This window comes from Streptomyces sp. SID14478 (genome assembly GCF_010548525.1).
Classification (GTDB): domain Bacteria; phylum Actinomycetota; class Actinomycetes; order Streptomycetales; family Streptomycetaceae; genus Streptomyces.
Window position 1 is genome coordinate 1 of the sequence record NZ_JAAGMG010000780.1, and the last position, 23,975, is coordinate 23,975.

Sequence of the window (23,975 nt, forward strand, 5' to 3'; positions counted from 1 at the left end):
ACGTGCTGCGCGCGGCCGGCGCCCGCTACCTGCACGCCGAGCCCGCGGTTTCCGTGCGGATCACCGGGGCCGTGGTCCGCATGCGCAGGTCGGGGCCGCGCGGCGAGGGGACGGTGCGACTGCGCGTCCTCGCGGGCGCCGACGTCCCGCACGTGCGGATGACGCTCGACGAGGAGGCCTACCGGACAGCCGGGCACGCCCACCTCGTCGGCCTGCCGATCCGGGTGCACGGCCGCCTGGAGAGCAGGGGCGGCTTCCGCCGGCTCACCGGCGCCGCCGGTGTCGTACCCGTACAGGTGGAGGACGCCGAGCGGGACCGGCTGATGAAGTCGCTCCAGGAGAACCTGGACTTCTTCGAGGAGGCGTGTTCGGGCGACGACTGACGGTACTCGTGCCCGTACAGGTCGCTACTTGTGCGCGTACAGGTCCCTGAGCAGGGCGATCTCCGCGCCGTGGTGGATCGTCTCGCGGTGGATGTGCAGCACCAGCGTCGCCATCGGTTCCTTGGCGTACGGGCCTTCGGCCTCGCCGCACGGCTGCGCCAGGCCCGCCTCACCGAGGCCGCGTACCCCCGCCATCCACGTCGCGTACGCCGCGTCGAGCCGGTCCAGGGCCTCGGCGGCCGTGGCCGGATACGCGTACGTCTCGTAGTCCACGGGCGGGCCGCCGAAGTGTGCGGCGCTGCGCATGCCGAGCACGCCGACCACGATGTGCGCGAGGCGCCAGGCGATCGTCGTCACCGGCGCGGGGTCCGCAGGCGGGTAGGCCCAGTCGATGGTGACGGGGCCGCCGCCGGACCCGGGGCGCAGGGTCCAGCAGTCCGGGACCGGCTCCCAGACGTACTCGGCGTCGGTGAGGCCCGCCAGACGCTTCCGCAGCTGGTGCTGCCAGTGCCAGTCGAGCTGGTCGGCGAGGAGCGTGTTCCAGTCGAGTGCCATGCGTCCACGCTAGGACCGGGCCGGAGCCGGCGCCCGATAACCGTTTCGCGAGTGGTCCCGGCGACTCGGTACGATCGCCTTTGCGCGCGTCACAGGTAATGGCGCGGCGTTTCGTCTTCAGGTAGGAGAGACCGGTGTCTGACGTCCGTGTGATCATCCAACGCGATTCCGAGCGGGAAGAACGCGTGGTGACGACGGGCACCACCGCCGCCGAGCTCTTCGCCGGGGAACGCAGCATCGTCGCGGCCCGCGTCGACGGCGAGCTGAAGGACCTGGCGTACGCCCTGGCCGACGGCGAGAGCGTCGAGCCCGTGGAGATCTCCTCCCCGGACGGTCTGAACATCCTGCGCCACTCCGCCGCGCACGTGATGGCGCAGGCCGTGCAGGAGCTGTTCCCCGAGGCGAAGCTCGGCATCGGCCCGCCCATCAAGGACGGCTTCTACTACGACTTCGACGTCAAGGAGCCGTTCACTCCCGAGGACATCAAGCGCATCGAGAAGAAGATGCAGGAGATCCAGAAGCGGGGGCAGCGCTTCTCGCGGCGGCTGACCAACGACGACGACGCCCGCATCGAGCTCGCCGACGAGCCCTACAAGCTGGAGCTCATCGGCCTCAAGGGCAACGCGGCGCAGGCCGCGGACGGCGCCGACGCCGAGGTGGGCGGCGGCGAGCTGACCATCTACGACAACATCGACGCCAAGACCGGCGAGCTGTGCTGGAAGGACCTCTGCCGCGGCCCCCACCTGCCCACCACCCGCAACATCCCGGCGTTCAAGCTGATGCGCTCGGCCGCCGCCTATTGGCGCGGCAGCGAGAAGAACCCGCAGCTCCAGCGGATCTACGGCACCGCGTGGCCGTCGAAGGACGAGCTGAAGGCGTACCTCGACTTCCTCGTCGAGGCCGAGAAGCGCGACCACCGCAAGCTGGGCGCCGAGCTCGACCTGTTCTCCTTCCCGGAGGAGCTCGGCCCGGGCCTCGCGGTCTTCCACCCCAAGGGCGGCGTGGTCCGCAAGGTCATGGAGGACTACTCGCGGCGCCGCCACGAGGTCTCCGGCTACGAGTTCGTGAACACCCCGCACATCTCGAAGGAGCACCTCTTCGAGACCTCGGGGCACCTGCCGCACTACGCGGAGGGCATGTTCCCGCCCATCCAGTTCGACGAGCAGAACTACCGCCTCAAGGCGATGAACTGCCCGATGCACAACCTGATCTTCAAGTCCCGCGGCCGTTCCTACCGCGAACTGCCGCTGCGTCTCTTCGAGTTCGGCACCGTGTACCGGTACGAGAAGTCGGGTGTGGTCCACGGTCTGACCCGCTCGCGCGGCTTCACCCAGGACGACTCGCACATCTACTGCACCAAGGAGCAGATGCCGCAGGAGCTCGACACGCTCCTGACCTTCGTGCTCGACCTGCTGCGCGACTACGGCCTGAACGAGTTCGAGCTGGAGCTGTCCACCCGCGACGACTCCGACAAGTTCATCGGCACGGACGAGGACTGGGCGGAGGCCACCGAGGCGCTGCGGCAGGCCGCCGAGAAGCAGAACCTGCCGCTCGTGCCGGACCCGGGCGGCGCCGCGTACTACGGCCCGAAGATCTCCGTGCAGGCCAAGGACGCCATCGGCCGGTCCTGGCAGATGTCGACCCTCCAGGTCGACTTCAACCAGCCCAAGCGGTTCGGCCTGGAGTACACCGCGGCGGACGGCTCGCGTCAGCAGCCGGTCATGCTGCACCGTGCGCTCTTCGGCTCCATCGAGCGGTTCTTCGGCGTCCTGCTCGAGCACTACGCGGGTGCGTTCCCGGCGTGGCTGGCCCCGGTCCAGGCCGTCGGCATCCCGATCGGCGACGGGCACGTGACGTACCTGGAGGAGTTCGCCGAGAAGGCGCGCGCCCAGGGGCTGCGCGTCGAGGTCGACGCGTCCTCCGACCGGATGCAGAAGAAGATCCGCAACCAGCAGAAGGCCAAGGTGCCCTTCATGGTCATCGCGGGCGACGAGGACATGAACGCCGGATCGGTGTCCTTCCGCTACCGCGACGGCTCGCAGGAGAACGGCATCCCGGTCGACGAGGCCATCGCGAAGATCGCGAAGGTCGTCGAGGAGCGGACGCAGGTCTGACCGCGTCAGTCACCCTCATGAGAAGAGGCCCCCGGGGAACCGCCCGGGGGCCTCTCCCCTTCCCGGGCGAAGACCTGCAGCAGCCAGGACGAGAACGCGCCGGTCACCGCGCCGAGCAGCGCCAGGCCGCAGCCCATCAGGCCCACCGCGACCAGCCGGCCGAGCGCGGTCACCGGCGCCAGGTCGCCGTAGCCCACGGACGACAGCGTGGTGCACGTCCACCACACGGAGTCGCCGAAGGTGCGGATGTTCGCACCCGGGGCCGCGTGCTCCTGCTGGTACACGGTCAGCGCTCCCGCGAAACCGAGCAGCGCCACGGAGAGCCCCGCGTACGTGATCACGCGCGTGTACAGCGCCAGGCGCGGGCGGTCGTGGTGGCGCTGCACCGTCTCGTAGGTCTGGACGATCCGCACGGGCCGCAGCAGCGGCAGCAGCAGGACGAGGGTGTCCAGCCAGTGGGTGCGCAGGAAACGCGGCAGCCGCTGCCCGCTCAGCCGCAGCCGCACCGCGTAGTCCACGAGGAACACCGCCCACGCCGCGAACGTCACGGCCAGGCACAGGTCCCGTACCGGTCCCGGCAGGTCGTGGCCGAGGATGCGGGTCGCGTACGAGGCGAGGTAGAGCAGCGACGCGATCGCGAGGGCGACGCCGTTGTGCCGTTCCCAGCGGGCGAGGGGGCTGTCGGTCATCCGGACAGCATCACCCCTGGCGGCCGGGGTCGGCACCCGCCGACACGCCCCGCCGAGGTGACGCCATATGCTGCACTTCATGACGAGTGAGCCGGAGCAGCGACGCGGACCTGTGGGTGAACCGGACGGGTTCGGGCGTCTGTGGACACCGCACCGCATGGCGTACATCCAGGGTGAGGGCAAGCCGACGGGCCCCGGTGCCGACGACGGCTGTCCCTTCTGCGCGGCTCCCGGTGCCTCCGACGAGGACGCGCTGATCGTGGCGCGCGGCGAGCGCGTCTTCGCGATCCTCAACCTCTACCCGTACAACGGCGGCCACATGATGGTGCTGCCGTACCGGCACGTCGCCGACTACACGGACCTCGACGAGGCGGAGACGGCCGAGCTGGCCGTGTTCACCAAGCACGCGATGACCGCGCTGCGGGCCGCCTCCGGGGCGCACGGGTTCAACATCGGCATGAACCAGGGCGCCGTCGCCGGCGCCGGCATCGCCGCCCACCTGCACCAGCACATCGTCCCGCGCTGGGGCGGCGACACGAACTTCATGCCGGTCGTCGGCCACACCAAGGTGCTGCCGCAGCTGCTCGGGGACACCCGGACGGCGCTGGCCAAGGCCTGGCCGAGCGCCTGAGCCGTCGGGCCTCAGGCGATCCAGTGCTGCCGCGCGGCTGACGGCCCGGTCCCCGGGCCCTCGGCCGCCGCCTGCGCGATGCGCCGGACCGCCTCGCGCAGCGTCTCCTCGGACAGCGTGTACGGCATGCGCAGCCGGTGTGCGAACAGCCCCGGGTCCGTCGCGAAGCAGGCGCCGCCCTCGACACGTACGCCGTGGGCGAGCGCGCGCTCGGCGAGATCGGCGGCGACGGGCGCGCCCAGATCGACCCAGAGGGAGAGGCCGCCGGGCGGGGTGTGCCACCTCCAGTGCGGGAGGAGGCTCCCCAACTCCTCGGTCAGCACGGCGCGTTGGGTGCGCAGCCGGTCGAGGCGGCCGGGCAGCAGCTGGTCGGAACGGGCCAGCAGATCGAGCGCCAGGAGCTGGTCCACCACCGAACCGCCCATGTCGCTCGCCACCCGCTGCGCCGCGAGCTCGGTGACGAGCGGGGCCGGGGCGCGCAGCCAGCCGACGCGCAGGCCCGCCCAGTGCGTCTTGCTCATCGAGCCGACCGTGATGACCTGGGTGCCAGGCCCGTGCGCGGCGAACGGCGCCGGGGCGGGAACGTCCAGCGCGAGGTCGGTGAGGGTCTCGTCGGCGATCAGCCAGGTGCCGCAGGCGTGCGCCGCGCGCAGTGTCCTGGCCCGGTCGTCGGCGGGCATCAGATGTCCCGTCGGGTTGTGGAAGTCGGGAATCAGATAGGCGAGCCGGGCCGAGGAGTGGCGCAGCGTCGACTCCACCACCTCCGGATCCCAGCCGGTACCGTCCGCCACCGGAACGGACACGAGGCGCAGCCCCGCCCGGCGCATCGCCTCCAGGGCATTGGGGTACGACGGGTTCTCGACCACGATCCGGTCGCCGGGCCCGGACAGCAGGGCGAGGACCAGGCTGAGCGCGTGCTGCGCACCGGCGGTCACCAGGATCTGCTCGGGCGTCGTGGCCAGGCCCCGGGCGGTGAACCGTTCGGCCAGCGCGGACCGCAGCTCCGCCAGACCGTAGGGGTGGTAGCCCGGAGTGTCCGCGTGACCGGCGAGGCGCGGGGCGATCCGGGCGAGGGCGTCGGTGAGCGTCTCCTCGGGGAGCGTGGGCGCCGCCCTGGCCAGGTCGATCGCGGTGTCCTGCGGGGCGAGCAGCCGGCTGACCCCGTGGGCGGCGCGGCCCTGCGGCAGGGACGTCCAGGTCCCGGCGCCCTGACGGCTGTGCGCGAAGCCGCTCTCGCGCAGCAGGTCGTACAGGGCGGTGACGGTCGTCCGGCTGGTGCCGAGCGCGGCGGCCAGCTCCCGTTCGGCGGGCAGCCGGACGTGCAGGGCCAGCCGCCCGTCGAGGATCAACTCGCCCAGGGCGTGGGCGAGATGACGGTAGGCGGGGCGCGCCTTCGCCGGGTCCGGAAGCAACGCGGCGAGCTGACGGCTGCCGACCAGCACGGAACCACCCTCCTGAAACAAGACCATTCTCGGGGGATTGGCCATGTGAACCGAGCCGACAAATCTACAGAGTGGCGGTATTGGCCCTGTCCGCGCCCCCGTCCGGCGCGCGTCCCCTGGAGTCGCCGCACATGCCGCTCACGTACGTCCCGCTGCGCGAACGCCCCGGGCGTCGCCTGCCCCAACTCCTCGCGGGCCTCGCCCTGTACGGATTCAGCCTCGCCCTGATGGTCAGGGCGGGACTCGGCCTCAGCCCGTGGAGCGTCCTCAACGAAGGTCTCGCCCGGCACACCCCGCTCAGCTTCGGCACGCTCACCACGCTCGTCGGCGCGGCCGTCCTGCTGCTGTGGATCCCGCTGCGCCAGCGCCCCACCCTCGGCACGTTCGCCAACATCCTCGTGGTCGGCTGGACCTCGGACCTGGGCCTGTGGCTGCTCCCGTCCCACCCCGCACTGTCCGAGCGCGGCGTACTGCTCGCCGCAGGCATCCTCCTGAACGGCGCCTCGATCGCCGTCTACGTAGGCGCCCGCTGCGGCCCCGGCCCGCGCGACGGCCTGATGACCGGACTGACGGCCGCCACCGGCCGCTCCGTCCGTCTCGTGCGCACAGCGATCGAACTCGTCGTCCTTGCGGTGGGCTGGGTGTCGGGCGGGGCCGTGGGGCCGGGCACCGTGCTGTACGCGGTGACGGTGGGGGCCGTCACGCAGTACTGCCTGCCGTGGTGCGCGTACCGCAGCCGCGGGGAGCCCGCTGCTACGCGTCGTACACGTCCGCCTTCCGCGGCGAGGCGTCCTGGACCAGGCCACTGAGCACGCCCGAGCGGTTGCCGAACTTCTCGGTGTCGACGCCGTGGTCCGCAAGGACCCGCAGGGCCGCTGCGTGCACCACCCGCAGTACCGGCGTCGCGGTGCGCAGCGCGTCGTCCGCCATGAAGCGGTGGCGCCAGGGCTGGTCCGCCCAGGCATGCCGCAGGCCGAACGGCTCGGGCAGCACGAGCTTGCCGCCCTTGGCGTCGAGGAAGGACCGGCCCATGCCGAACATGGTCAGGGGCGCGCGCACCGCCAGGCGGACCGCCTCGTCCGCGTCGACCAGCGGGAGGGTCCGCTGCGTGGTCTCCCAGGACGCGAGGGGCTTGGAGACCTCTTTCGTCTTCGGTTCGGGCTTGGAGGTGAACAGCGAGTTCACGGGGCCCAGCGCATGGCCCGTCACTTCTATGCGCAGCGTCTCGTGCAGCACCGTCACCGTGATCAGCATGGTGATCACCAACTGGCCGTCCCAGAGGGTGAACTGGACGCCCAGGTAGTGGCGCTCGCCGCTGCCGAACTGCTGCTCGTTGCAGATCCGCTCTATTTCGTGGGGCCTGATCCGGAAGGCGTCGACGTCCTCGCCCGAAGGCCGCGACACGGCCTTGGCCTTCTCCGCGATCGGCGTGACGATCCAGTGGTCCACCTTGGGCTTGGGGAAGCCGCCCGTGTGCAGCGGGCCGCGCTCCAGCATGGCCAACTGGTCCTGGATCGCGCGTATCACCGTCCAGCTGCGGAACGGGTGGATCTCCTTGCCCGCCTCGCTCGGCACCAGGTCCTCGGCGAGCTGCCAGCTGCCCCACCGCGTCCCCATGCCCAGGATGCCCTTGGGCCCCGCGTAGAAGACCGAGTTCGACTGCTGCTCGGCGGACAACTTGGCGAGGTTCTGGCGCAGTTGCTCGGCAGCGGTCTCGCCGGGGCTGCCGGGCACCGCCTCCGGGATCTTCGCGCCCACCCCGCCGCCGGCCAGCAGCCCCGACCAGCGGTCGCGCAGATCGGAGGCCGTGCGCAGGCAGATCTGCCGGGCCCAGACGCCCCCGATGATCGGGGCCACGAAGGAGGCGCGCAGATACCAGGCCCAGCCACCGGCCAGGGGCATCTTCACCAGGACGATGGCGGCGACCACGGCGACGACGCAGACGGCCGTCGTCGTCAGCGCGGCCTGCCTGCGGGCGCTGCGCTCCGCCTTCCTGGTCTCGCTCTGCTCCTTGGCCGGCTTGTTCTTGTCCAGGGCCTCCTTGGCCTGGCTCTCGGCCCGCATCACCTTGTTGGTGTTCCTGCGGCGGAGCTCGAAAGCTGCTGCCCACAGGAGGAATCCGGGCAGGAACAGCACCCCGAACACCAGCGTCAGGACCGACAGCATGCTGTCGCGCTGCCTGCGGATCCGGGTGGCCGCGAGACAGTGCTCCACGACGACCTGCGGTTCGGTGCCGAACGACTGGATGAGCGCCTTCCGCTTGCCGTCCAGCATGCGCTGCTGCACGGCCTGGGAGAACGCCTCACCGAGATTGGGCGCCAGCAGCGCCCACTTCGGCTCCTTGACCTCGGACTGGTGCCACTCGTTGTTGGCGTCCGCGATCTTGGTGGCCGGGTCGTCCCGGTACGCGGCCGACGCGATGGCGAAGGTCGCCGCGGTCTGCCCCGCAGAGCCCATGAGCGGCACCTGCGCGCCCGGCCTGAAATCGAAACCCTCGTCCGCCACTGCCGCCCCCATCACCGCACGTCGTCGCTGCTGCGGCTTTTCCCGACTTCCCTGCCCCGCACACCTGTTGATCAGTTGATCGTCCTGATCCGGCTGATCGTCGACCAGCGTAACGGCCGCCACCGACATTCGCTCCGGCACGGAGGACGTCGATGGCGGCCGTTACGCGGTAGGACCCAACTACGCCGGGTCCTGGGCCTGTTCGCGCATCTTCTCGCTCAGTTGCGGCGGCATCGGCTCGTGCCGTGCGTAGGAGCGGCTGAACCGGGCCGTACCGTGCGACAGCGACCGCAGATCCACCGCGTACCGCCCGATCTCGAGCTCCGGCACCTCCGCCCGTACGAGGGTGCGCCCGCCCGGCGCCTGTTCGGTCCCGACGACGCGGCCGCGGCGGCCGGACAGGTCGCTCATGACCGCGCCCACATAGTCGTCGCCGACCAGCACCCGGACCTCGGCCACCGGCTCCAGCAGATGGATCCTGGCGTCGGCCGCCGCCTCCCGCAGCGCGAGCGCGCCCGCCGTCTGGAACGCCGCGTCGGAGGAGTCCACCGAGTGCGCCTTCCCGTCGAGCAGCGTCACCCGCACGTCGAGCAGCGGGTATCCGGCCGCGACGCCCCGCGCCGCCTGCGCCCGCACGCCCTTCTCGACGGAGGGGATGAACTGCCGCGGCACCGCCCCGCCGACGACCTTGTCCACGAACTCGATGCCGGAGCCGCCGGGCAGCGGCTCCACCTCGATCTCGCAGATCGCGAACTGGCCGTGCCCGCCCGACTGCTTCACGTGCCGGCCCCGCCCGCCGGACTTCGCCGCGAACGTCTCCCGGAGGGAGACCTTGTGCGGGACGAGGTCGACCTGCACCCCGTACCTGCTGCGCAGCCGCTCCAGCGCCACGTCCGCGTGCGCCTCGCCCAGACACCAGAGCACCACCTGATGGGTGTCCTGGTTCTGTTCGAGCCGCATCGTCGGGTCCTCCGCGACCAGCCGCGACAGGCCCTGGGACAGCTTGTCCTCGTCGGCCTTGCTGTGCGCCTGGATGGCGAGCGGCAGCAGGGGGTCCGGCATGTCCCACGGCGCCATCAGCAGCGGGTCGTCCTTCGACGAGAGGGTGTCGCCGGTCTCCGCCCGGCTCAGCTTCGCCACGCAGGCCAGGTCACCGGCGATGCAGTGGGTGAGCGTGCGCTGCTGTTTGCCGAAGGGGGCGGACAGCGCGCCGATCCGCTCGTCGACGTCGTGGTCCTCGTGCCCGCGGTCCGCGAGCCCGTGCCCCGACACGTGCACCGTCTCGTCCGGACGCAGGGTGCCCGAGAAGACCCGTACGAGAGAGACCCGTCCGACGTACGGGTCGGAGGCGGTCTTCACGACCTCCGCCACCAACGGGCCGTCCGGATCACAGGCGTTGACCGTGCGTGCCGCGCCGGCCGGCGTGCTCACCACCGGCGCCGCGCGCTCCAGAGGTGTCGGGAAGCCGCCCGTGATCAGTTCCAGGAGCTCCACCGTGCCGATGCCCTGCCGTGCGCCCTCCGCCGCCGGGGCCGCCGCGAGGACCGGGTGGAAGACGCCACGGGCCACGGCCCGCTCCAGGTCGTCGACCAGCGTCTTGAAGTCGATGTCCTCCCCGCCGAGATAGCGGTCCATCAGGGTCTCGTCCTCGCTCTCGGCGATGATCCCCTCGATGAGCCTGTTGCGGGCCTCCTCGATCAACGGCAGCTGGTCCTCGCCGGGTTCGGACTCCTTGCGTTCGCCCGACGCGTAGTCGAACAGGCGCTGCGAGAGCAGTCCGATCAGCCCGGTCACGGGCGCGTGCCCGTCCGGCGCCTGCGCACCGTGCAGCGGCAGGTACAGGGGGAGCACGGCATCGGGGTCGTCGCCGCCGAAGACCCGCGCGCAGGTCCGCGTCATCTCGTCGAAGTCGGAGCGCGCCGCCTCCAGGTGCGTGACGACGATGGCCCGCGGCATGCCGACCGCGGCGCACTCCTCCCACACCATGCGGGTCGCACCCGCCATGGTCTCGGGGCCGTCGGACGCCGAGACGACGAAAAGGGCCGCGTCCGCCGCGCGCAGACCGGCCCTCAGTTCCCCGACGAAATCCGCGTAGCCGGGGGTGTCCAGAACATTGATCTTGCAGCCGCCCCATTCCACCGGGACGAGCGAGAGCTGAACCGATCGTTGCTGGCGGTGCTCGATCTCGTCGTAGTCGGAGACGCTCGTGCCGTCCTCGACGCGGCCCGCCCGGTTCACCGCCCCCGCGGTCAGTGCGAGGGCCTCCACCAGCGTCGTCTTGCCCGATCCGCTGTGGCCGACCAGCACCACATTCCGTACGGACGCGGGATGGTCGGCCGTCGCTGCCCTGCCGGCGGCTCCGGAGTGTGCGTTCGCCTTGTCGCCCATGCCCTTCCTCCCGGTTGATTCCTCGGTGAGGTGGTCTTTGTGGCACGTAAACAAATGCGGACACGCGAACCCGCGTGCTCAGGCGGCTTCGGCGACGCCCGCGGTGCCTTTGAGCTTTGCACTCGGGTCACTGTGCGTCCATACGTCGTACGTGATCGCACGCGCGCGTGGTGGCCCGGCGGCCGTATCCGTGCGCGCGTGACTACGATGGGCCAGCCGGTGGCCAGAGGGGCCGCGCGGCACCGACCCTCGGGAAGGCCATGCTGAACAAGTACGCGCGTGCATTCTTCACGCGTGTCCTCACACCGTTCGCCGCGTTTCTCATCCGTCGCGGGGTCAGCCCCGACACGGTCACGTTCCTCGGCACCGCCGGAGTCGTGGCGGGAGCGCTGGTCTTCTACCCGCGCGGGGAGTTCTTCTGGGGCACCGTCGTCATCACGCTGTTCGTCTTCTCGGACCTCGTGGACGGCAACATGGCACGCCAGCTGGGCCGCTCCAGCCGCTGGGGCGCCTTCCTGGACTCGACGCTCGACCGGGTCGCGGACAGTGCCATCTTCGGCGGTCTCGCGCTCTGGTACGCGGGCTCCGGGAACGACAACGTCCTGTGCGCGGTCGCGATCTTCTGCCTCGCCAGCGGCCAGGTCGTCTCCTACACGAAGGCACGCGGTGAGGCGATCGGTCTGCCGGTCGCCGTCAACGGCCTCGTGGAGCGTGCCGAACGGCTCGTCATCTCGCTGGTCGCCGCCGGTTTCGCGGGCCTGCACAAGTTCGGGGTGCCCGGCATCCAGTACCTGCTGCCGGTCGCGCTGTGGATCGTCGCCGCAGGCAGCCTCGTCACGCTGATCCAGCGCGTGGTGACCGTACGCCGCGAATCCGCCGAGGCCGACGCCGCGGCCGCCGCCCAGGAGGAGACCGCCTCGTGAGCGGCGCGCAGGACCGGGTGACGGACGCGCTGTACGGGCTCGGCTGGACCACGGTCAAGAAGCTGCCCGAGCCGGTCGCGAACCGCCTGGGCCGGACCATCGCCGACATCGCCTGGAAGAAGCGCGGCAAGGGCGTCCTGCGGCTGGAGGCGAACCTCGCGCGCGTGGTGCCCGACGCCACGCCCGAGCGCCTCAGGCAGCTCTCCCACGCGGGCATGCGCTCGTACCTGCGCTACTGGATGGAGTCCTTCCGGCTGCCCGCGTGGAGCACGGAGCGCATCAGGAACGGCTTCGCCGTCAAGGACGTCCACCACCTCACCGAGGGCCTGGCCGCAGGCAAGGGCGTCGTCCTGGCCCTGCCCCACATGGGCAACTACGACCTCGCGGGCGCCTGGGTCACCACCGAACTGGACACGCCGTTCACGACGGTCGCGGAGCGTCTCAAGCCGGAGACCCTCTACGACCGTTTCGTCGCCTACCGCGAGGGCCTCGGCATGGAGGTGCTGCCGCACACCGGCGGCTCCGCCTTCGGGACACTGGCCCGCCGGCTGCGCGCGGGCGGCCTCGTCTGCCTGGTCGCCGACCGCGATCTGTCGGCCTCCGGCGTCGAGGTGAAGTTCTTCGGCGAGACGACCCGGATGCCCGCCGGACCCGCGATGCTCGCGCAGCAGACCGGCGCGCTGCTCCTGCCGGTCACCCTCTGGTACGACGGCTCGCCCGTCATGCGGGGGCGCGTCCATCCGCCCGTCGACGTCCCCGAGACAGGTACGCGCGCCGAGAAGACGTCTGTCATGACGCAGGCGCTGGCCGATGCCTTCGCCACGGGGATCGCGGACCATCCGCAGGACTGGCACATGTTGCAGCGCCTGTGGCTGGCCGACCTGGAGAACTTTGAGGAGCGGCCGGCGTGAGAATCGGCATCGTCTGCCCGTACTCGTGGGACGTGCCGGGCGGCGTCCAGTTCCACATCCGTGATCTGGCGGAGCACCTCATCGCCCTGGGACACGAGGTCTCCGTCCTCGCCCCGGCGGACGACGAGACCCCCCTGCCGCCGTACGTCGTGTCGGCGGGACGCGCGGTCCCGGTGCCGTACAACGGTTCCGTGGCGCGCCTCAACTTCGGGTTCCTGAGCGCCGCGCGCGTGCGCCGCTGGCTGAGCGACGGCACGTTCGACGTCGTCCACATCCACGAACCGGCGTCCCCGTCCCTGGGCCTGCTGACGTGCTGGGCCGCGCAGGGCCCCATCGTCGCCACCTTCCACACGTCCAACCCCCGCTCGCGCGCCATGATCGCCGCGTACCCGATCCTGCAGCCCGCACTGGAGAAGATCAGCGCGCGCATCGCGGTGAGCGAGTACGCGCGCCGCACGCTCGTGGAGCACCTCGGCGGCGACGCGGTCGTCATCCCGAACGGCGTCGACGTCGACTTCTTCGCGCGGGCCGAGCCCAAGGAGCAGTGGCAGGGGGAGACCATCGGGTTCATCGGGCGGATCGACGAGCCCCGCAAGGGGCTGCCCGTCCTGATGAAGGCACTGCCCAAGATCCTCGCGGAGCGCCCGGGCACGCGCCTCCTGGTGGCCGGGCGCGGTGACGAGGAGGAAGCCGTCGCGTCGCTGCCCCAGGAGATGCGCGGGCGCGTCGAGTTCCTCGGCATGGTCAGCGACGAGGACAAGGCACGGCTGCTGGCCAGCGTCGACGTGTACGTCGCCCCGAACACCGGCGGCGAGAGCTTCGGCATCATCCTGGTGGAGGCCATGTCGGCGGGCGCGCCCGTCCTCGCCTCCGACCTCGACGCCTTCGCCCAGGTCCTCGACCAGGGCGCGGCAGGCGAACTCTTCGCGAACGAGGACGCGGACGCGCTGGCCGTCGCGGCGCTGCGCCTGCTCGGCGACCCCGAGCGCCGCACCGAACTGCGCGAGCGCGGCAGCAAGCACGTACGCCGCTTCGACTGGTCGACCGTCGGGGCCGACATCCTCTCGGTCTACGAGACGGTGACCCAGGGGGCCGCGGCGGTGGCGGCGGACGAACGGACGGGGCTCAGGGCGCGGTTCGGGCTGGCCAGGGACTGAGCGCGCGGCGGGAGCGCACGGGGGCGCGGTCCACCACGGGTAGCCTTGCCGCCCGTGACCGTCACCCTGATCTGGATCGCCGTAGCCCTCTTCGCGATCGGCCTCTACCTGAGCTGGACCGCGGGGCGCCTCGACCGCCTGCACGCGCGCATCGACGCGGCCCGCGCCGCCCTCGACGCCCAACTCCTGCGCCGTGCCTCGGTCGCCCAGGAACTGGCCACCTCGGGCGTGCTCGACCCGGCGGCCTCGATCGTGCTCTACGAGGCCGCACACGCCGCCCGGCAGGCCGAGGAGGAACAGCGCGAGGTCGCCGAGAGCGAGCTCAGCCAGGCGCTGCGGGCGGTGTTCGGCGAGGCCGACCAGGTCGAGGCCGTCCGGGAGGCTCCCGGCGGCGAGGAGGCCGCGGAGGAACTCGCCCAGGCGGTACGCCGGGTCCCCATGGCCCGCCGTTTCCACAACGACGCGGTGCGCGCGGCCCGCGCCCTGCGCCGCCACCGCACGGTCCGCTGGTTCCGGCTGGCCGGACACGCCCCCTTCCCCCTCGCCTTCGAAATGGACGACGAGCCTCCGGCCGCGCTGGCGGACCGTGCCACTACGTAGACGCACATCCCTCCTACGTAGAGCGCCGGACCCTTACGTAGAGCGCCGGACCCTTACGTAGAGCGCCGGACCCTTACGTAGAGCGTCGGTCCTTACGTATGGCGGTAGCCCTTACGTAGGGCGCAGGCCAAAAGGAGCCACCGTCTCCCCATTGGCCCTTGTAGTGGACTGGTCCACAGGAGTTTCCTCGGTGCTGCAGCAAGCCCTCTTCACAGAGTTCCCCGCGTTCACCGAGTGAGGTCACCCGTGTCCACCAGCACCCCGCAGTCCCCCGAGACCCCCGCCCTCGGCACCGCCCGCGTCAAGCGCGGCATGGCCGAACAGCTCAAGGGCGGCGTGATCATGGACGTCGTCAACGCCGAGCAGGCGAAGATAGCCGAGGACGCCGGTGCCGTCGCCGTCATGGCCCTGGAGCGGGTCCCCGCGGACATCCGCAAGGACGGCGGCGTGGCCCGGATGTCCGACCCGACCATGATCGAAGAGATCATCGAGGCCGTCTCGATCCCGGTGATGGCCAAGTCCCGCATCGGTCACTTCGTCGAGGCCCAGGTCCTGCAGTCCCTCGGCGTCGACTACATCGACGAGTCCGAGGTGCTGACCCCGGCCGACGAGGTCAACCACAGCGACAAGTTCGCCTTCACCACCCCGTTCGTGTGTGGCGCCACCAACCTGGGCGAGGCCCTGCGCCGCATCGCCGAGGGCGCCGCGATGATCCGCTCCAAGGGCGAGGCCGGCACCGGCAACGTCGTCGAGGCCGTCCGCCACCTGCGCCAGATCAAGAACGAGATCGCCAAGCTGCGCGGCTTCGACAACAACGAGCTGTACGCCGCGGCCAAGGAGCTCCGCGCGCCGTACGAGCTGGTCAAGGAGGTCTCCGAGCTGGGCAAGCTGCCGGTGGTCCTCTTCTCCGCGGGCGGCGTCGCCACCCCGGCCGACGCCGCGCTCATGCGCCAGCTCGGCGCCGAGGGCGTCTTCGTCGGCTCCGGCATCTTCAAGTCGGGCGACCCGGCCAAGCGCGCCGCGGCCATCGTGAAGGCCACCACCTTCTTCGACGACCCGAAGATCATCGCGGACGCGTCCCGCAACCTCGGCGAGGCCATGGTCGGCATCAACTGCGACACCCTGCCCGAGGCCGAGCGCTACGCGAACCGGGGCTGGTAAGCACCCATGATCAGCACCCCCGTCATCGGCGTCCTCGCACTCCAGGGCGACGTACGGGAGCACCTCATCGCCCTGGCCACGGCCGACGCCGTGGCCAGGCCGGTGCGGCGCCCCGAAGAACTGGCCGAGGTCGACGGCCTGATCATCCCCGGTGGTGAGTCGACCACCATCTCCAAACTGGCCCAGCTGTTCGGCCTGTTGGAGCCGCTTCGCGCGCGCGTGCGCGCCGGTCTGCCCGTCTACGGGACCTGCGCCGGGATGATCATGCTGGCCGACAAGATCCTCGACCCGCGCTCGGGCCAGGAGACGATCGGCGGCATCGACATGATCGTGCGCCGCAACGCCTTCGGGCGACAGAACGAGTCCTTCGAAGCGGCGGTCGACGTGCAGGGCGTCGAGGGCGATCCTGTAGAGGGCGTCTTCATCCGCGCCCCCTGGGTGGAGTCCGTGGGCGCCGACGTCCAGGTGCTCGCCGAGCACGAGGGACACATCGTCGCCGTGCGCCAGGGAGACGTCCTCGCGACGTCCTTCCACCCGGAACTGACCGGGGACCACCGCCTCCACGGCCTGTTCGTGGACATGGTGCGGGCGAAGGACGCGGCGGGTTCCTTGTAGGATCGCTGGCGTTCGTTAAAGAGGTTGTTTACGCGAAGGAGACAGGCAGATGTCCGGCCACTCTAAATGGGCTACGACGAAGCACAAGAAGGCCGTGATCGACGCCAAGCGCGGCAAGCTCTTCGCGAAGATGATCAAGAACATCGAGGTCGCGGCCCGCACGGGCGGTGCCGACGTGTCCGGCAACCCGACGCTGTTCGACGCCATCCAGAAGGCGAAGAAGAGCTCGGTCCCGAACAAGAACATCGACTCCGCGGTCAAGCGCGGCGCCGGTCTCGAAGCCGGTGGCGCCGACTACGAGACCATCATGTACGAGGGCTACGGTCCCAACGGCGTCGCGGTGCTCATCGAGTGCCTCACCGACAACCGCAACCGCGCCGCCTCCGACGTGCGCGTCGCCATGACCCGCAACGGCGGCAACATGGCCGACCCGGGTTCCGTCTCGTACCTGTTCCACCGCAAGGGCGTCGTCATCGTGCCCAAGGGTGAGCTGTCCGAGGACGACGTACTGGGTGCCGTGCTGGACGCGGGTGCCGAAGAGGTCAACGACCTGGGCGAGTCCTTCGAGGTCCTCTCCGAGGCCACCGACATGGTCGCGGTCCGCACCGCCCTGCAGGACGCCGGCATCGAGTACGACTCCGCCGAGGCCAACTTCGTCCCGACCATGCAGGTCGAGCTGGACGAGGAGGGCGCGCGCAAGATCTTCAAGCTGATCGACGCCCTGGAGGACAGCGACGACGTGCAGAACGTCTTCGCCAACTTCGACGTCTCCGACGAGGTCATGGAGAAGGTCGACGCCTGACACGGCATCAGCGACGGGCCGACGGGACACACCCCGTCGGCCCGTCGCTTTGTCCGTTTGTCAGAGGTCCCCGATACCCTGCACAAACAGGTGAACGAAGAGGGGGGCGAGGCGTGCGCGTACTGGGTGTGGACCCGGGGCTGACCCGGTGCGGTGTCGGCGTGGTCGAGGGGATCGCGGGCCGGCCGCTGACCATGCGCGGCGTCGGTGTCGTACGGACGCCCGCGGACGCCGAGTTGGGCCACCGCCTCGTCGCCATCGAGCAAGGCATCGAGCACTGGCTCGACGAGCACGAGCCCGAAGTGCTCGCGGTGGAGCGGGTGTTCAGCCAGCACAACGTGAGCACGGTCATGGGGACGGCCCAGGCCAGCGCGGTCGCCATGCTGTGCGCCTCGCGCCGCGGCATCCCCGTCGCCCTGCACACCCCCAGCGAGGTCAAGGCCGCCGTCACCGGCAGCGGCCGCGCCGACAAGGCGCAGGTGGGCGCCATGGTGACCCGGCTGCTGCGGCTCGACGCGCCGCCCAAGCCGGCCGACGCCGCCGACGCGCTCGCCCTTGCCATCTGCCACATCTGGCGCGCCCCCGCGCAGAACCGGCTGCAGAAAGCCGTAGCACTCCACGCATCGAAAGGCCGTACCGCATGATCGCCTTCGTCAGCGGCTCCGTCGCCGCGCTCGCCCCCGACGCCGCGGTGGTCGAGGTCGGTGGCATCGGCATGGCCGTCCAGTGCACACCGAACACGCTGTCCACGCTCCGCCTCGGTCAGCAGGCCAAGCTCGCCACCTCGCTCGTCGTACGGGAGGACTCGCTCACCCTGTACGGCTTCGCGGACGACGACGAGCGCCAGACGTTCGAGCTGCTGCAGACCGCCAGCGGCGTCGGCCCGCGCCTGGCCCAGGCCATGCTCGCCGTGCACAGCCCCGACGCCCTGCGCCGCGCGGTGTCCACGGGCGACGAGAAGGCGCTGACCGCCGTCCCCGGCATCGGCAAGAAGGGCGCCCAGAAGCTGCTCCTGGAGTTCAAGGACCGCCTCGGCGAACCGCTCGGGACCGGTGGGCCGGCCATCGGCACGGCCGTCACCTCCGGCTGGCGCGAGCAACTGCACGCGGCGCTCATCGGTCTCGGCTACGCGACCCGCGAGGCCGACGAGGCGGTCACCGCGGTCGCCCCGCAGGCCGAGGCAGCCGAGGGGACCCCGCAGGTCGGCCACCTGCTCAAGGCGGCCCTGCAGACCCTGAACCGCACCCGCTAGCCGAGACCGCCCGACCGCCCGTCTTCGAACCACAACGCGAGGCACACGTAATGAACTGGGACGAGACGACCGACGCGGCGCCGGACACGGAGCGGCTCGTCGGTGCGTCCGCCGACCACGAGGACCAGGCCGTCGAGGCGGCCCTGCGCCCCAAGGACCTGGGCGAGTTCATCGGCCAGGAGAAGGTCAGGGAGCAGCTCGACCTGGTACTGCGCGCCGCCCGCGCGCGCGGCGCCACCGCCGACCACGTCCTGCTCTCCGGCGCCCCCGGCCTCGGCAAGACCACCCTCTCCATGATCATCGCTGCGGAGATGGGCGCGCCGATCCGCATCACCAGCGGCCCCGCCATCCAGCACGCCGGAGACCTGGCCGCGATCCTCTCCTCCCTCCAGGAGGGCGAGGTCCTCTTCCTCGACGAGATCCACCGCATGTCCCGCCCCGCCGAAGAGATGCTCTACATGGCGATGGAGGACTTCCGGGTCGACGTCATCGTCGGCAAGGGCCCCGGCGCCACCGCCATCCCGCTCGAGCTGCCCCCCTTCACCCTGGTCGGCGCGACCACGCGCGCGGGTCTGCTGCCGCCCCCGCTGCGCGACCGCTTCGGCTTCACCGCGCACATGGAGTTCTACGAGCCGCCCGAGCTGGAGCGCGTGATCCACCGCTCGGCGAACCTGCTCGACGTGGAGATCGACACGGACGGTGCCGTCGAGATCTCCGGCCGCTCCCGCGGCACGCCCCGTATCGCCAACCGCCTGCTGCGCCGCGTCCGCGACTACGCCCAGGTCAAGGCGGACGGGCACATCGACCGGGACATCGCGGCCGCGGCCCTCGCCGTGTACGAGGTGGACGCCCGCGGCCTCGACCGGCTCGACCGCGCGGTCCTGGAAGCCCTGCTCAAGCTGTTCGGCGGTGGTCCCGTGGGCCTGTCGACGCTCGCCGTCGCGGTGGGGGAGGAGCGCGAGACGGTGGAGGAGGTGGCCGAACCCTTCCTCGTCCGGGAAGGTCTGCTGGCGCGTACGCCCCGCGGCCGGGTCGCCACACCTGCCGCATGGGCACACCTCGGACTCGCGCCGCCCCAGGGGGGACCGGGTGCAACCGGACAACAGGGCCTGTTCGGGGCGTGACGGCGCGGGTACTCGCGGGGGTTGGAACCCCGGTGCCATGCTGAGCGTTGTTACCACAGTGCGGACTCGCTTAGACTCCGCCGACGGTCGCCTTTACGGCGACGCACCCCCGAACCCAACAAGGCCGCTTTTTTCCGATGCGGTCGCCTGAAGGAAGTTCCCACCCGTGAGTCTCGTGACCCTCCTCCCGTTCATCGTGCTCATCGGGGCCATGTTCCTGATGACCCGGTCTGCCAAGCGCAAGCAGCAGCAGGCCGCATCGATGCGCAATGACATGCAGCCCGGTTCCGGCGTCCGCACGATCGGCGGCATGTACGCCACGGTCAAGGAGGTCAACGAGGACACGGTCCTCCTCGACGCCGGCCCCGGCGTCCACCTCATGTTCGCGAAGAACGCGATCGGTGCCGTGCTCTCCGACGAGGAGTACAACCGGATCGTGCACGGCGTCGACGCCGACGACGAGCTGACCGACGACGCCGTCGTTCCGGATGACGCGTCCTCCCTCACCGGGACCGACGAGACCGCCGCCGCTGACGACTCGCGCATCGACCTCGGCAAGAAGGACGAGGCCGTGGCCGCCGACGCCGAGAAGGCCGACGACGCCGAGCCGAAGAAGACCGACGGCGAGTCCGACGCGAAGTAGTCACGACCGGAACCGCGGGGCGACCGCTTGCGTCGCCGCGGTTCCCGTTCGTGCGTGACCCGCGTGGATTCTCGACCATTTCATGGCCGCCCGAGCACGAATCCCCGATGCCGGGCGGATGGAGAGGGAGTACGAGAAGGTGGCCACACCTAAAAAGAGCCGAGGGGCAGGTCCCCAGAGCAAGCCGGGCCGCGCCCTGAGCCTGATCGTGATCGTCATGGTCGCGCTCGTCGGTGGGATGTTCATCTCCGGCACGTTCACACCCCGCCTCGGCATCGACCTCGCGGGCGGCACCAGCATCACCCTGCAGGCCAAGAACGAGCCGGGCCAGCCCAAGAACGCGATCAACAAGACCAACATGGACACGGCAGCGGACATCATCAACCGCCGTGTCAACGGCATGGGTGTCTCCGAGGCCGAGGTCCAGACGCAGGGCAATGACAACATCATTGTCAACATCCCGCGGGGCACGAACCAGAAGCAGGCGCGCGAGCAGGTCGGCACGACCGCTCAGCTCTACTTCCGTCCCGTACTGACGGCGGCCGCCGGCTCCCCGACGGGCTCCCCGTCGAAGAGCCCCTCGCCGAGCGCCTCGTCCGGCAGCAAGGCCACCGACAAGACCACGGACAAGGCGACCGACAAGGCCTCCTCGACCCCGTCCGCCAGCGCCACGTCGCAGGGCCGTGCCGTCACCGACAGCCTGAAGGCCGACTCCACGCCGTCCGCGTCGTCGAGCGCCTCGGGTGACGACAAGGCGTCCTCGACGCCGTCCGCGAGCCCGACGCCCTCCGCCGACCCGGCCACCGCCGCCCTGCAGAAGAAGTTCACGGAACTCGACTGCACCGACAGCGCGGCCCGCACCAAGGCCAATGAGGGCGCCAAGCCCGGCGACACCATCATCGCCTGCGGCAAGGACTCGTCCGGGGCGTGGGAGAAGTACGTCCTCGGCCCGTCCGAGGTGAACGGCAAGGACGTCAAGAAGGCCCAGGCGGTCATCAACCAGCAGTCCGGCCAGTGGGTCGTCAACATGGACTTCACGGGCTCCGGCTCGAAGAAGTTCGCGACGACGACCAGCAAGCTCAAGGACCAGCAGCAGCCGATGAACCAGTTCGCCATCGTGCTCGACGGCGACGTGGTCTCCGCCCCCAGTGTCAACTCGACCCTGAGCGCCAACGCCGAGATCTCCGGCAGCTTCACCCAGGAGTCCGCCCAGGACCTGGCCAACGTGCTGTCGTACGGCGCCCTGCCGCTGACCTTCCACGAGCAGAGCGTCACCACGGTGACCGCCGCGCTCGGCGGTGAGCAGCTGCACGCCGGTCTGATCGCGGGCGCCATCGGCCTCGCCCTGGTCGTCATCTACCTGGTGGTCTACTACCGGGGCCTGTCGCTCGTGGCCCTCGCCTCCCTGATCGCCTCCGGCATCCTCACGTACACGCTCATGACGCTGCTCGGCCCGGCCATCGGCTTCGCGCTGAACCTGCCGGCCGTCTGCGGCGCCATCGTGGCCATCGGTATCACCGCGGACTCGTTCATCGTGTTCTTCGAACGGATCCGGGACGAGATCCGCGAGGGGCGCTCGGTGCGGCCCGCCGTCGAGCGCGCCTGGCCGCGCGCCCGGCGCACGATCCTCGTCTCCGACTTCGTGTCGTTCCTCGCGGCCGCGGTGCTCTACATCGTGACCGTCGGCAAGGTGCAGGGCTTCGCGTTCACGCTCGGCCTGACCACCCTGCTCGACGTGGTCGTCGTCTTCCTCTTCACGAAGCCGCTGATGACGCTCCTGGCCCGCAGGAAGTTCTTCTCGAGCGGAAGCAAGTGGTCGGGCCTCGACCCGAAGCGCCTCGGCGCCCAGCCCCCGCTGCGCCGCCGCTCCTCCCGCCGTGCCACCGGCCCTGTCGACCCGAAGGAGGCGTGAGATGTCGAAGCTCGGCAATCTCGGCGCCAGGCTCTACCGCGGTGAGGTCGGCTACGACTTCATCGGCAAGCGCAAGATCTGGTACGGCGTCTCGATCCTGATCACCATCACGGCCATCCTCGGCCTGACGGTGCGCGGCCTGAACATGGGCATCGACTTCGAGGGCGGCGCGGTCTTCACGACGCCCAAGACCAGTGTCTCGGCCGCGAAGGCGGAGGAGTACGCGGAGAAGGCGTCCGGCCACGACGCGATCGTGCAGGAGCTCGGCACGGGCGGCCTGCGCGTCCAGATCGCGGGCATCGACACCGGCAAGTCGGACCAGATCGCGGCGGAACTGTCCAAGGACATGGGCATCGACGCCAACAAGATCAACGCCGATCTGGTGGGCCCCAGTTGGGGTGACACGATCGCCAACAAGGCATGGCAGGGCCTGGCCATCTTCATGGTCCTGGTCGTGATCTACCTGGCGATCGCCTTCGAGTGGCGCATGGCGTTCGCGGCGCTGGTCGCCCTCATCCACGACATCACCATCACCGTCGGGATCTACGCCCTGGTGGGCTTCGAGGTCACGCCGGGCACGGTGATCGGTCTGCTCACGATCCTCGGTTATTCGCTCTACGACACGGTCGTCGTCTTCGACTCGCTCAAGGAGCAGACGAAGGGCATCGAGAAGCAGACCCGCTGGACCTACAGCGACATCGCCAACCGCTCGATCAACAGCACCCTGGTCCGCTCGATCAACACCACGATCGTGGCGCTCCTGCCCGTCGCGGGCCTGCTGTTCATCGGTGGCGGCTTCCTCGGCGCCGGCATGCTGAACGACATCTCGCTGTCGCTCTTCGTCGGCCTGGCCGCCGGTGCGTATTCGTCGATCTTCATCGCCACTCCGCTGGTCGCCGACCTCAAGGAGCGCGAGCCGAAGATGAAGGCCCTCAAGAAGAGGGTCCTCGCCAAGCGCGCCGCCGCCGCGGCGCAGCCCGAAGCCCCCGCCGTCGTCGGCCACCAGGCCGAGGGCTCGCAGGGGGACGAGCCGGAAGACGCCGCTCCGGCGGGCGCGGGACCGCGCAACCAGCCGTCCCGCAACCGCGGCCGCGGCCGTCCCTCGGGCAAGCGCCGCTGACCCGCACGACACCGCGTACGACACGGGCGCCAGGAGCCGAACAGGCCCTGGCGCCCGCGTCGTTCCCGGACCGGGCCGACTGCTAATGTTGTCGACCGCGCAAACCCCTCCAGAACCCCGTACACACGCCCTGAGGTGCAGAAATGACCGACATCAAGGAACTGCTCCTCAGCCGTATCCGGGACGTGCCGGACTACCCGGAGCCCGGGGTCCTCTTCAAGGACATCACGCCGCTGCTCGCCGATCCGTCGGCCTTCACGGCCCTCACCGACGCGCTCGCCGAGCTGTGCGTGCGCCACGGCGCCACCAAGGTAGTCGGCCTGGAGGCGCGCGGCTTCATCCTGGGCGCCCCCGTCGCGCTCCGTGCGGGCCTCGGCTTCATCCCCGTGCGCAAGGCGGGCAAGCTCCCCGGTGCGACGCTCTCGCAGTCGTACGAGCTGGAGTACGGGACCGCCGAGATCGAGGTGCACGCCGAGGACCTGGCGGCGGGTGACCGCGTCATGGTCATCGACGACGTGCTGGCCACCGGTGGCACCGCCGAGGCGGCCGTGCGCCTGATCCGCCGGGCGGGCGCCGAGGTCGCCGGCGTCGCGGTCCTCATGGAGCTGGGCTTCCTGCCCGGCCGCGAGCGGTTGACCCCGGCGCTCGAAGGTGCCCCGCTCGACGCCCTGCTGGTCGTGTAGAGCCGCGTAAGCGGGTAAAGCGCCAGCTCACAGCGTTGGAGGAGGTTCGGGAGGAATCCGGGGCACGCCCGCGGTGTTTCCCGGGGAGCACGGGCGCCACCGGCCGAATACGTCCCCCGGGCGCCGGATCGATACCATGGGCTCTCCGGGACCCGAACGGGGACCCGTCGCGCACGAGGAGCGCCGTTGCCAGACGAGGCCAAGCCACTCACCGCCGCCAAGCCCGACCAGCAGGCCGCCCAGGCCGCGGCGCCCTCCGGTGCGCCCGCGAAGGACGCGAAACCCGCTGCTCCGAAGGACGGCAAGGCGGCCGAGCAGCCACGGCCCGAGCCCGCCGCCGAGCACCCGCGTCCCACGCCACCGCC

Annotated in this window: 22 protein-coding genes and 1 pseudogene; 18 read left to right on the forward strand and 5 right to left on the reverse strand. The window is 70.7% G+C overall.

Annotated elements, in window-relative coordinates; all coding sequences use genetic code 11:
• Nucleotides 1-383: pseudogene (locus G3I40_RS25620) on the forward strand (hypothetical protein); the annotation flags it as partial.
• Between the two features lie 24 nt (nucleotides 384-407).
• Here G3I40_RS25620 and G3I40_RS25625 read toward each other — a convergent pair.
• On the reverse strand, nucleotides 408-938 hold the full coding sequence (locus tag G3I40_RS25625; RefSeq protein ID WP_164304477.1) for a DinB family protein: 531 nt from the start codon (nucleotides 936-938) through the stop codon (nucleotides 408-410).
• A gap of 134 nt (nucleotides 939-1,072) precedes the next feature.
• Here G3I40_RS25625 and thrS point away from each other — a divergent pair, with 134 nt between their 5' ends.
• Nucleotides 1,073-3,052: a threonine--tRNA ligase gene (gene thrS / locus G3I40_RS25630; RefSeq protein ID WP_164304478.1), complete on the forward strand. Its 1,980-nt coding sequence runs from the start codon at nucleotides 1,073-1,075 to the stop codon at nucleotides 3,050-3,052.
• Between the two features lie 5 nt (nucleotides 3,053-3,057).
• Here thrS and G3I40_RS25635 read toward each other — a convergent pair whose 3' ends face one another.
• Nucleotides 3,058-3,741, reverse strand: a complete 684-nt coding sequence (locus G3I40_RS25635; RefSeq protein ID WP_164304479.1) for a potassium channel family protein — start codon at nucleotides 3,739-3,741, stop codon at nucleotides 3,058-3,060.
• Between the two features lie 67 nt (nucleotides 3,742-3,808).
• Here G3I40_RS25635 and G3I40_RS25640 point away from each other — a divergent pair, with 67 nt between their 5' ends.
• Nucleotides 3,809-4,372 (forward strand): HIT domain-containing protein, encoded by a 564-nt coding sequence (locus G3I40_RS25640; protein ID WP_164304480.1) that lies wholly within the window; start codon nucleotides 3,809-3,811, stop codon nucleotides 4,370-4,372.
• A gap of 11 nt (nucleotides 4,373-4,383) precedes the next feature.
• Here the strand turns inward: G3I40_RS25640 and G3I40_RS25645 are convergent, their stop codons facing one another.
• Nucleotides 4,384-5,814 (reverse strand): PLP-dependent aminotransferase family protein, encoded by a 1,431-nt coding sequence (locus G3I40_RS25645; protein ID WP_343245018.1) that lies wholly within the window; start codon nucleotides 5,812-5,814, stop codon nucleotides 4,384-4,386.
• 131 nt (nucleotides 5,815-5,945) lie between these two features.
• Here G3I40_RS25645 and G3I40_RS25650 point away from each other — a divergent pair, with 131 nt between their 5' ends.
• Nucleotides 5,946-6,623, forward strand: coding sequence for a hypothetical protein (locus tag G3I40_RS25650; protein WP_164304482.1), 678 nt, complete (start codon nucleotides 5,946-5,948; stop codon nucleotides 6,621-6,623).
• On the opposite strand, the gene G3I40_RS25655 is transcribed toward G3I40_RS25650, so the two are convergent.
• Together G3I40_RS25655 and G3I40_RS25660 are read right to left on the reverse strand one after the other, a co-directional pair.
• On the reverse strand, nucleotides 6,568-8,331 hold the full coding sequence (locus G3I40_RS25655; RefSeq protein WP_164304498.1) for a hypothetical protein: 1,764 nt from the start codon (nucleotides 8,329-8,331) through the stop codon (nucleotides 6,568-6,570). The two genes, G3I40_RS25650 and G3I40_RS25655, sit on opposite strands and share 56 nt — an antisense overlap.
• A gap of 168 nt (nucleotides 8,332-8,499) precedes the next feature.
• Nucleotides 8,500-10,707, reverse strand: a complete 2,208-nt coding sequence (locus tag G3I40_RS25660; RefSeq protein WP_164304483.1) for an elongation factor G-like protein EF-G2 — start codon at nucleotides 10,705-10,707, stop codon at nucleotides 8,500-8,502.
• Nucleotides 10,708-10,967: 260 nt separating this feature from the next.
• On the opposite strand from G3I40_RS25660, the gene pgsA reads away from it, so the two are divergent.
• The 14 genes from pgsA to G3I40_RS25730 all read left to right on the forward strand — a co-directional run bounded on the left by pgsA (nucleotide 10,968) and on the right by G3I40_RS25730 (nucleotide 23,610).
• A complete protein-coding gene (gene pgsA, locus G3I40_RS25665) occupies nucleotides 10,968-11,630 on the forward strand; it encodes a phosphatidylinositol phosphate synthase (RefSeq protein ID WP_164304484.1) in 663 nt (220 codons plus the stop codon).
• Nucleotides 11,627-12,541, forward strand: a complete 915-nt coding sequence (locus tag G3I40_RS25670; protein ID WP_164304485.1) for a phosphatidylinositol mannoside acyltransferase — start codon at nucleotides 11,627-11,629, stop codon at nucleotides 12,539-12,541. The genes pgsA and G3I40_RS25670 overlap by 4 nt, the downstream gene beginning before the upstream one ends.
• Nucleotides 12,538-13,698: a glycosyltransferase family 4 protein gene (locus G3I40_RS25675; protein ID WP_164304486.1), complete on the forward strand. Its 1,161-nt coding sequence runs from the start codon at nucleotides 12,538-12,540 to the stop codon at nucleotides 13,696-13,698. The genes G3I40_RS25670 and G3I40_RS25675 overlap by 4 nt, the downstream gene beginning before the upstream one ends.
• A 54-nt stretch (nucleotides 13,699-13,752) precedes the next feature.
• Complete coding sequence (locus tag G3I40_RS25680) at nucleotides 13,753-14,298, forward strand: hypothetical protein (protein ID WP_164304487.1); 546 nt, start codon at nucleotides 13,753-13,755, stop codon at nucleotides 14,296-14,298.
• A gap of 246 nt (nucleotides 14,299-14,544) precedes the next feature.
• Nucleotides 14,545-15,459: a pyridoxal 5'-phosphate synthase lyase subunit PdxS gene (gene pdxS / locus G3I40_RS25685; RefSeq protein WP_164304488.1), complete on the forward strand. Its 915-nt coding sequence runs from the start codon at nucleotides 14,545-14,547 to the stop codon at nucleotides 15,457-15,459.
• Nucleotides 15,460-15,465: 6 nt separating this feature from the next.
• Nucleotides 15,466-16,074, forward strand: coding sequence for a pyridoxal 5'-phosphate synthase glutaminase subunit PdxT (gene pdxT / locus G3I40_RS25690; protein WP_164304489.1), 609 nt, complete (start codon nucleotides 15,466-15,468; stop codon nucleotides 16,072-16,074).
• 49 nt (nucleotides 16,075-16,123) lie between these two features.
• Nucleotides 16,124-16,876 carry a YebC/PmpR family DNA-binding transcriptional regulator gene (locus G3I40_RS25695; RefSeq protein ID WP_164304490.1) on the forward strand — a complete coding sequence of 251 codons (753 nt, stop codon included), beginning with the start codon at nucleotides 16,124-16,126 and terminating at the stop codon, nucleotides 16,874-16,876.
• Nucleotides 16,877-16,989: 113 nt separating this feature from the next.
• Complete coding sequence (gene ruvC, locus G3I40_RS25700) at nucleotides 16,990-17,520, forward strand: crossover junction endodeoxyribonuclease RuvC (RefSeq protein WP_164304491.1); 531 nt, start codon at nucleotides 16,990-16,992, stop codon at nucleotides 17,518-17,520.
• The gene (gene ruvA / locus G3I40_RS25705; protein WP_164304492.1) at nucleotides 17,517-18,128 is read left to right on the forward strand and encodes a Holliday junction branch migration protein RuvA; all 612 of its coding nucleotides are present in this window, start codon (nucleotides 17,517-17,519) and stop codon (nucleotides 18,126-18,128) included. The genes ruvC and ruvA overlap by 4 nt, the downstream gene beginning before the upstream one ends.
• A gap of 50 nt (nucleotides 18,129-18,178) precedes the next feature.
• The gene (gene ruvB, locus G3I40_RS25710; RefSeq protein WP_164304493.1) at nucleotides 18,179-19,252 is read left to right on the forward strand and encodes a Holliday junction branch migration DNA helicase RuvB; all 1,074 of its coding nucleotides are present in this window, start codon (nucleotides 18,179-18,181) and stop codon (nucleotides 19,250-19,252) included.
• 166 nt (nucleotides 19,253-19,418) lie between these two features.
• A complete protein-coding gene (gene yajC, locus G3I40_RS25715; RefSeq protein WP_164304494.1) occupies nucleotides 19,419-19,895 on the forward strand; it encodes a preprotein translocase subunit YajC in 477 nt (158 codons plus the stop codon).
• Nucleotides 19,896-20,034: 139 nt separating this feature from the next.
• The gene (gene secD, locus G3I40_RS25720) at nucleotides 20,035-21,807 is read left to right on the forward strand and encodes a protein translocase subunit SecD (protein ID WP_164304495.1); all 1,773 of its coding nucleotides are present in this window, start codon (nucleotides 20,035-20,037) and stop codon (nucleotides 21,805-21,807) included.
• 1 nt (nucleotide 21,808) lies between these two features.
• Entirely contained in the window at nucleotides 21,809-22,927 is a 1,119-nt protein-coding gene (gene secF, locus G3I40_RS25725; RefSeq protein WP_164304496.1) for a protein translocase subunit SecF, read from the forward strand.
• A 143-nt stretch (nucleotides 22,928-23,070) separates the two neighbouring features.
• Nucleotides 23,071-23,610, forward strand: coding sequence for an adenine phosphoribosyltransferase (locus G3I40_RS25730; protein WP_164304497.1), 540 nt, complete (start codon nucleotides 23,071-23,073; stop codon nucleotides 23,608-23,610).
• Nucleotides 23,611-23,975 lie beyond the last annotated feature (365 nt).

Coding starts and splice junctions, on each gene's coding strand:
- G3I40_RS25625 (WP_164304477.1), bottom strand. CDS start 938: ATGGCACTCGACTGGAACACGCTCCTCGCCGACCAGCTCGACTGGCAC.
- G3I40_RS25635 (WP_164304479.1), bottom strand. CDS start 3,741: ATGACCGACAGCCCCCTCGCCCGCTGGGAACGGCACAACGGCGTCGCC.
- G3I40_RS25640 (WP_164304480.1), top strand. CDS start 3,809: ATGCTGCACTTCATGACGAGTGAGCCGGAGCAGCGACGCGGACCTGTG.
- G3I40_RS25650 (WP_164304482.1), top strand. CDS start 5,946: ATGCCGCTCACGTACGTCCCGCTGCGCGAACGCCCCGGGCGTCGCCTG.
- G3I40_RS25655 (WP_164304498.1), bottom strand. CDS start 8,331: ATGGGGGCGGCAGTGGCGGACGAGGGTTTCGATTTCAGGCCGGGCGCG.
- G3I40_RS25660 (WP_164304483.1), bottom strand. CDS start 10,707: ATGGGCGACAAGGCGAACGCACACTCCGGAGCCGCCGGCAGGGCAGCG.
- pgsA (WP_164304484.1), top strand. CDS start 10,968: ATGCTGAACAAGTACGCGCGTGCATTCTTCACGCGTGTCCTCACACCG.
- pdxT (WP_164304489.1), top strand. CDS start 15,466: ATGATCAGCACCCCCGTCATCGGCGTCCTCGCACTCCAGGGCGACGTA.
- G3I40_RS25695 (WP_164304490.1), top strand. CDS start 16,124: ATGTCCGGCCACTCTAAATGGGCTACGACGAAGCACAAGAAGGCCGTG.
- ruvA (WP_164304492.1), top strand. CDS start 17,517: ATGATCGCCTTCGTCAGCGGCTCCGTCGCCGCGCTCGCCCCCGACGCC.
- ruvB (WP_164304493.1), top strand. CDS start 18,179: ATGAACTGGGACGAGACGACCGACGCGGCGCCGGACACGGAGCGGCTC.
- secF (WP_164304496.1), top strand. CDS start 21,809: ATGTCGAAGCTCGGCAATCTCGGCGCCAGGCTCTACCGCGGTGAGGTC.
- G3I40_RS25730 (WP_164304497.1), top strand. CDS start 23,071: ATGACCGACATCAAGGAACTGCTCCTCAGCCGTATCCGGGACGTGCCG.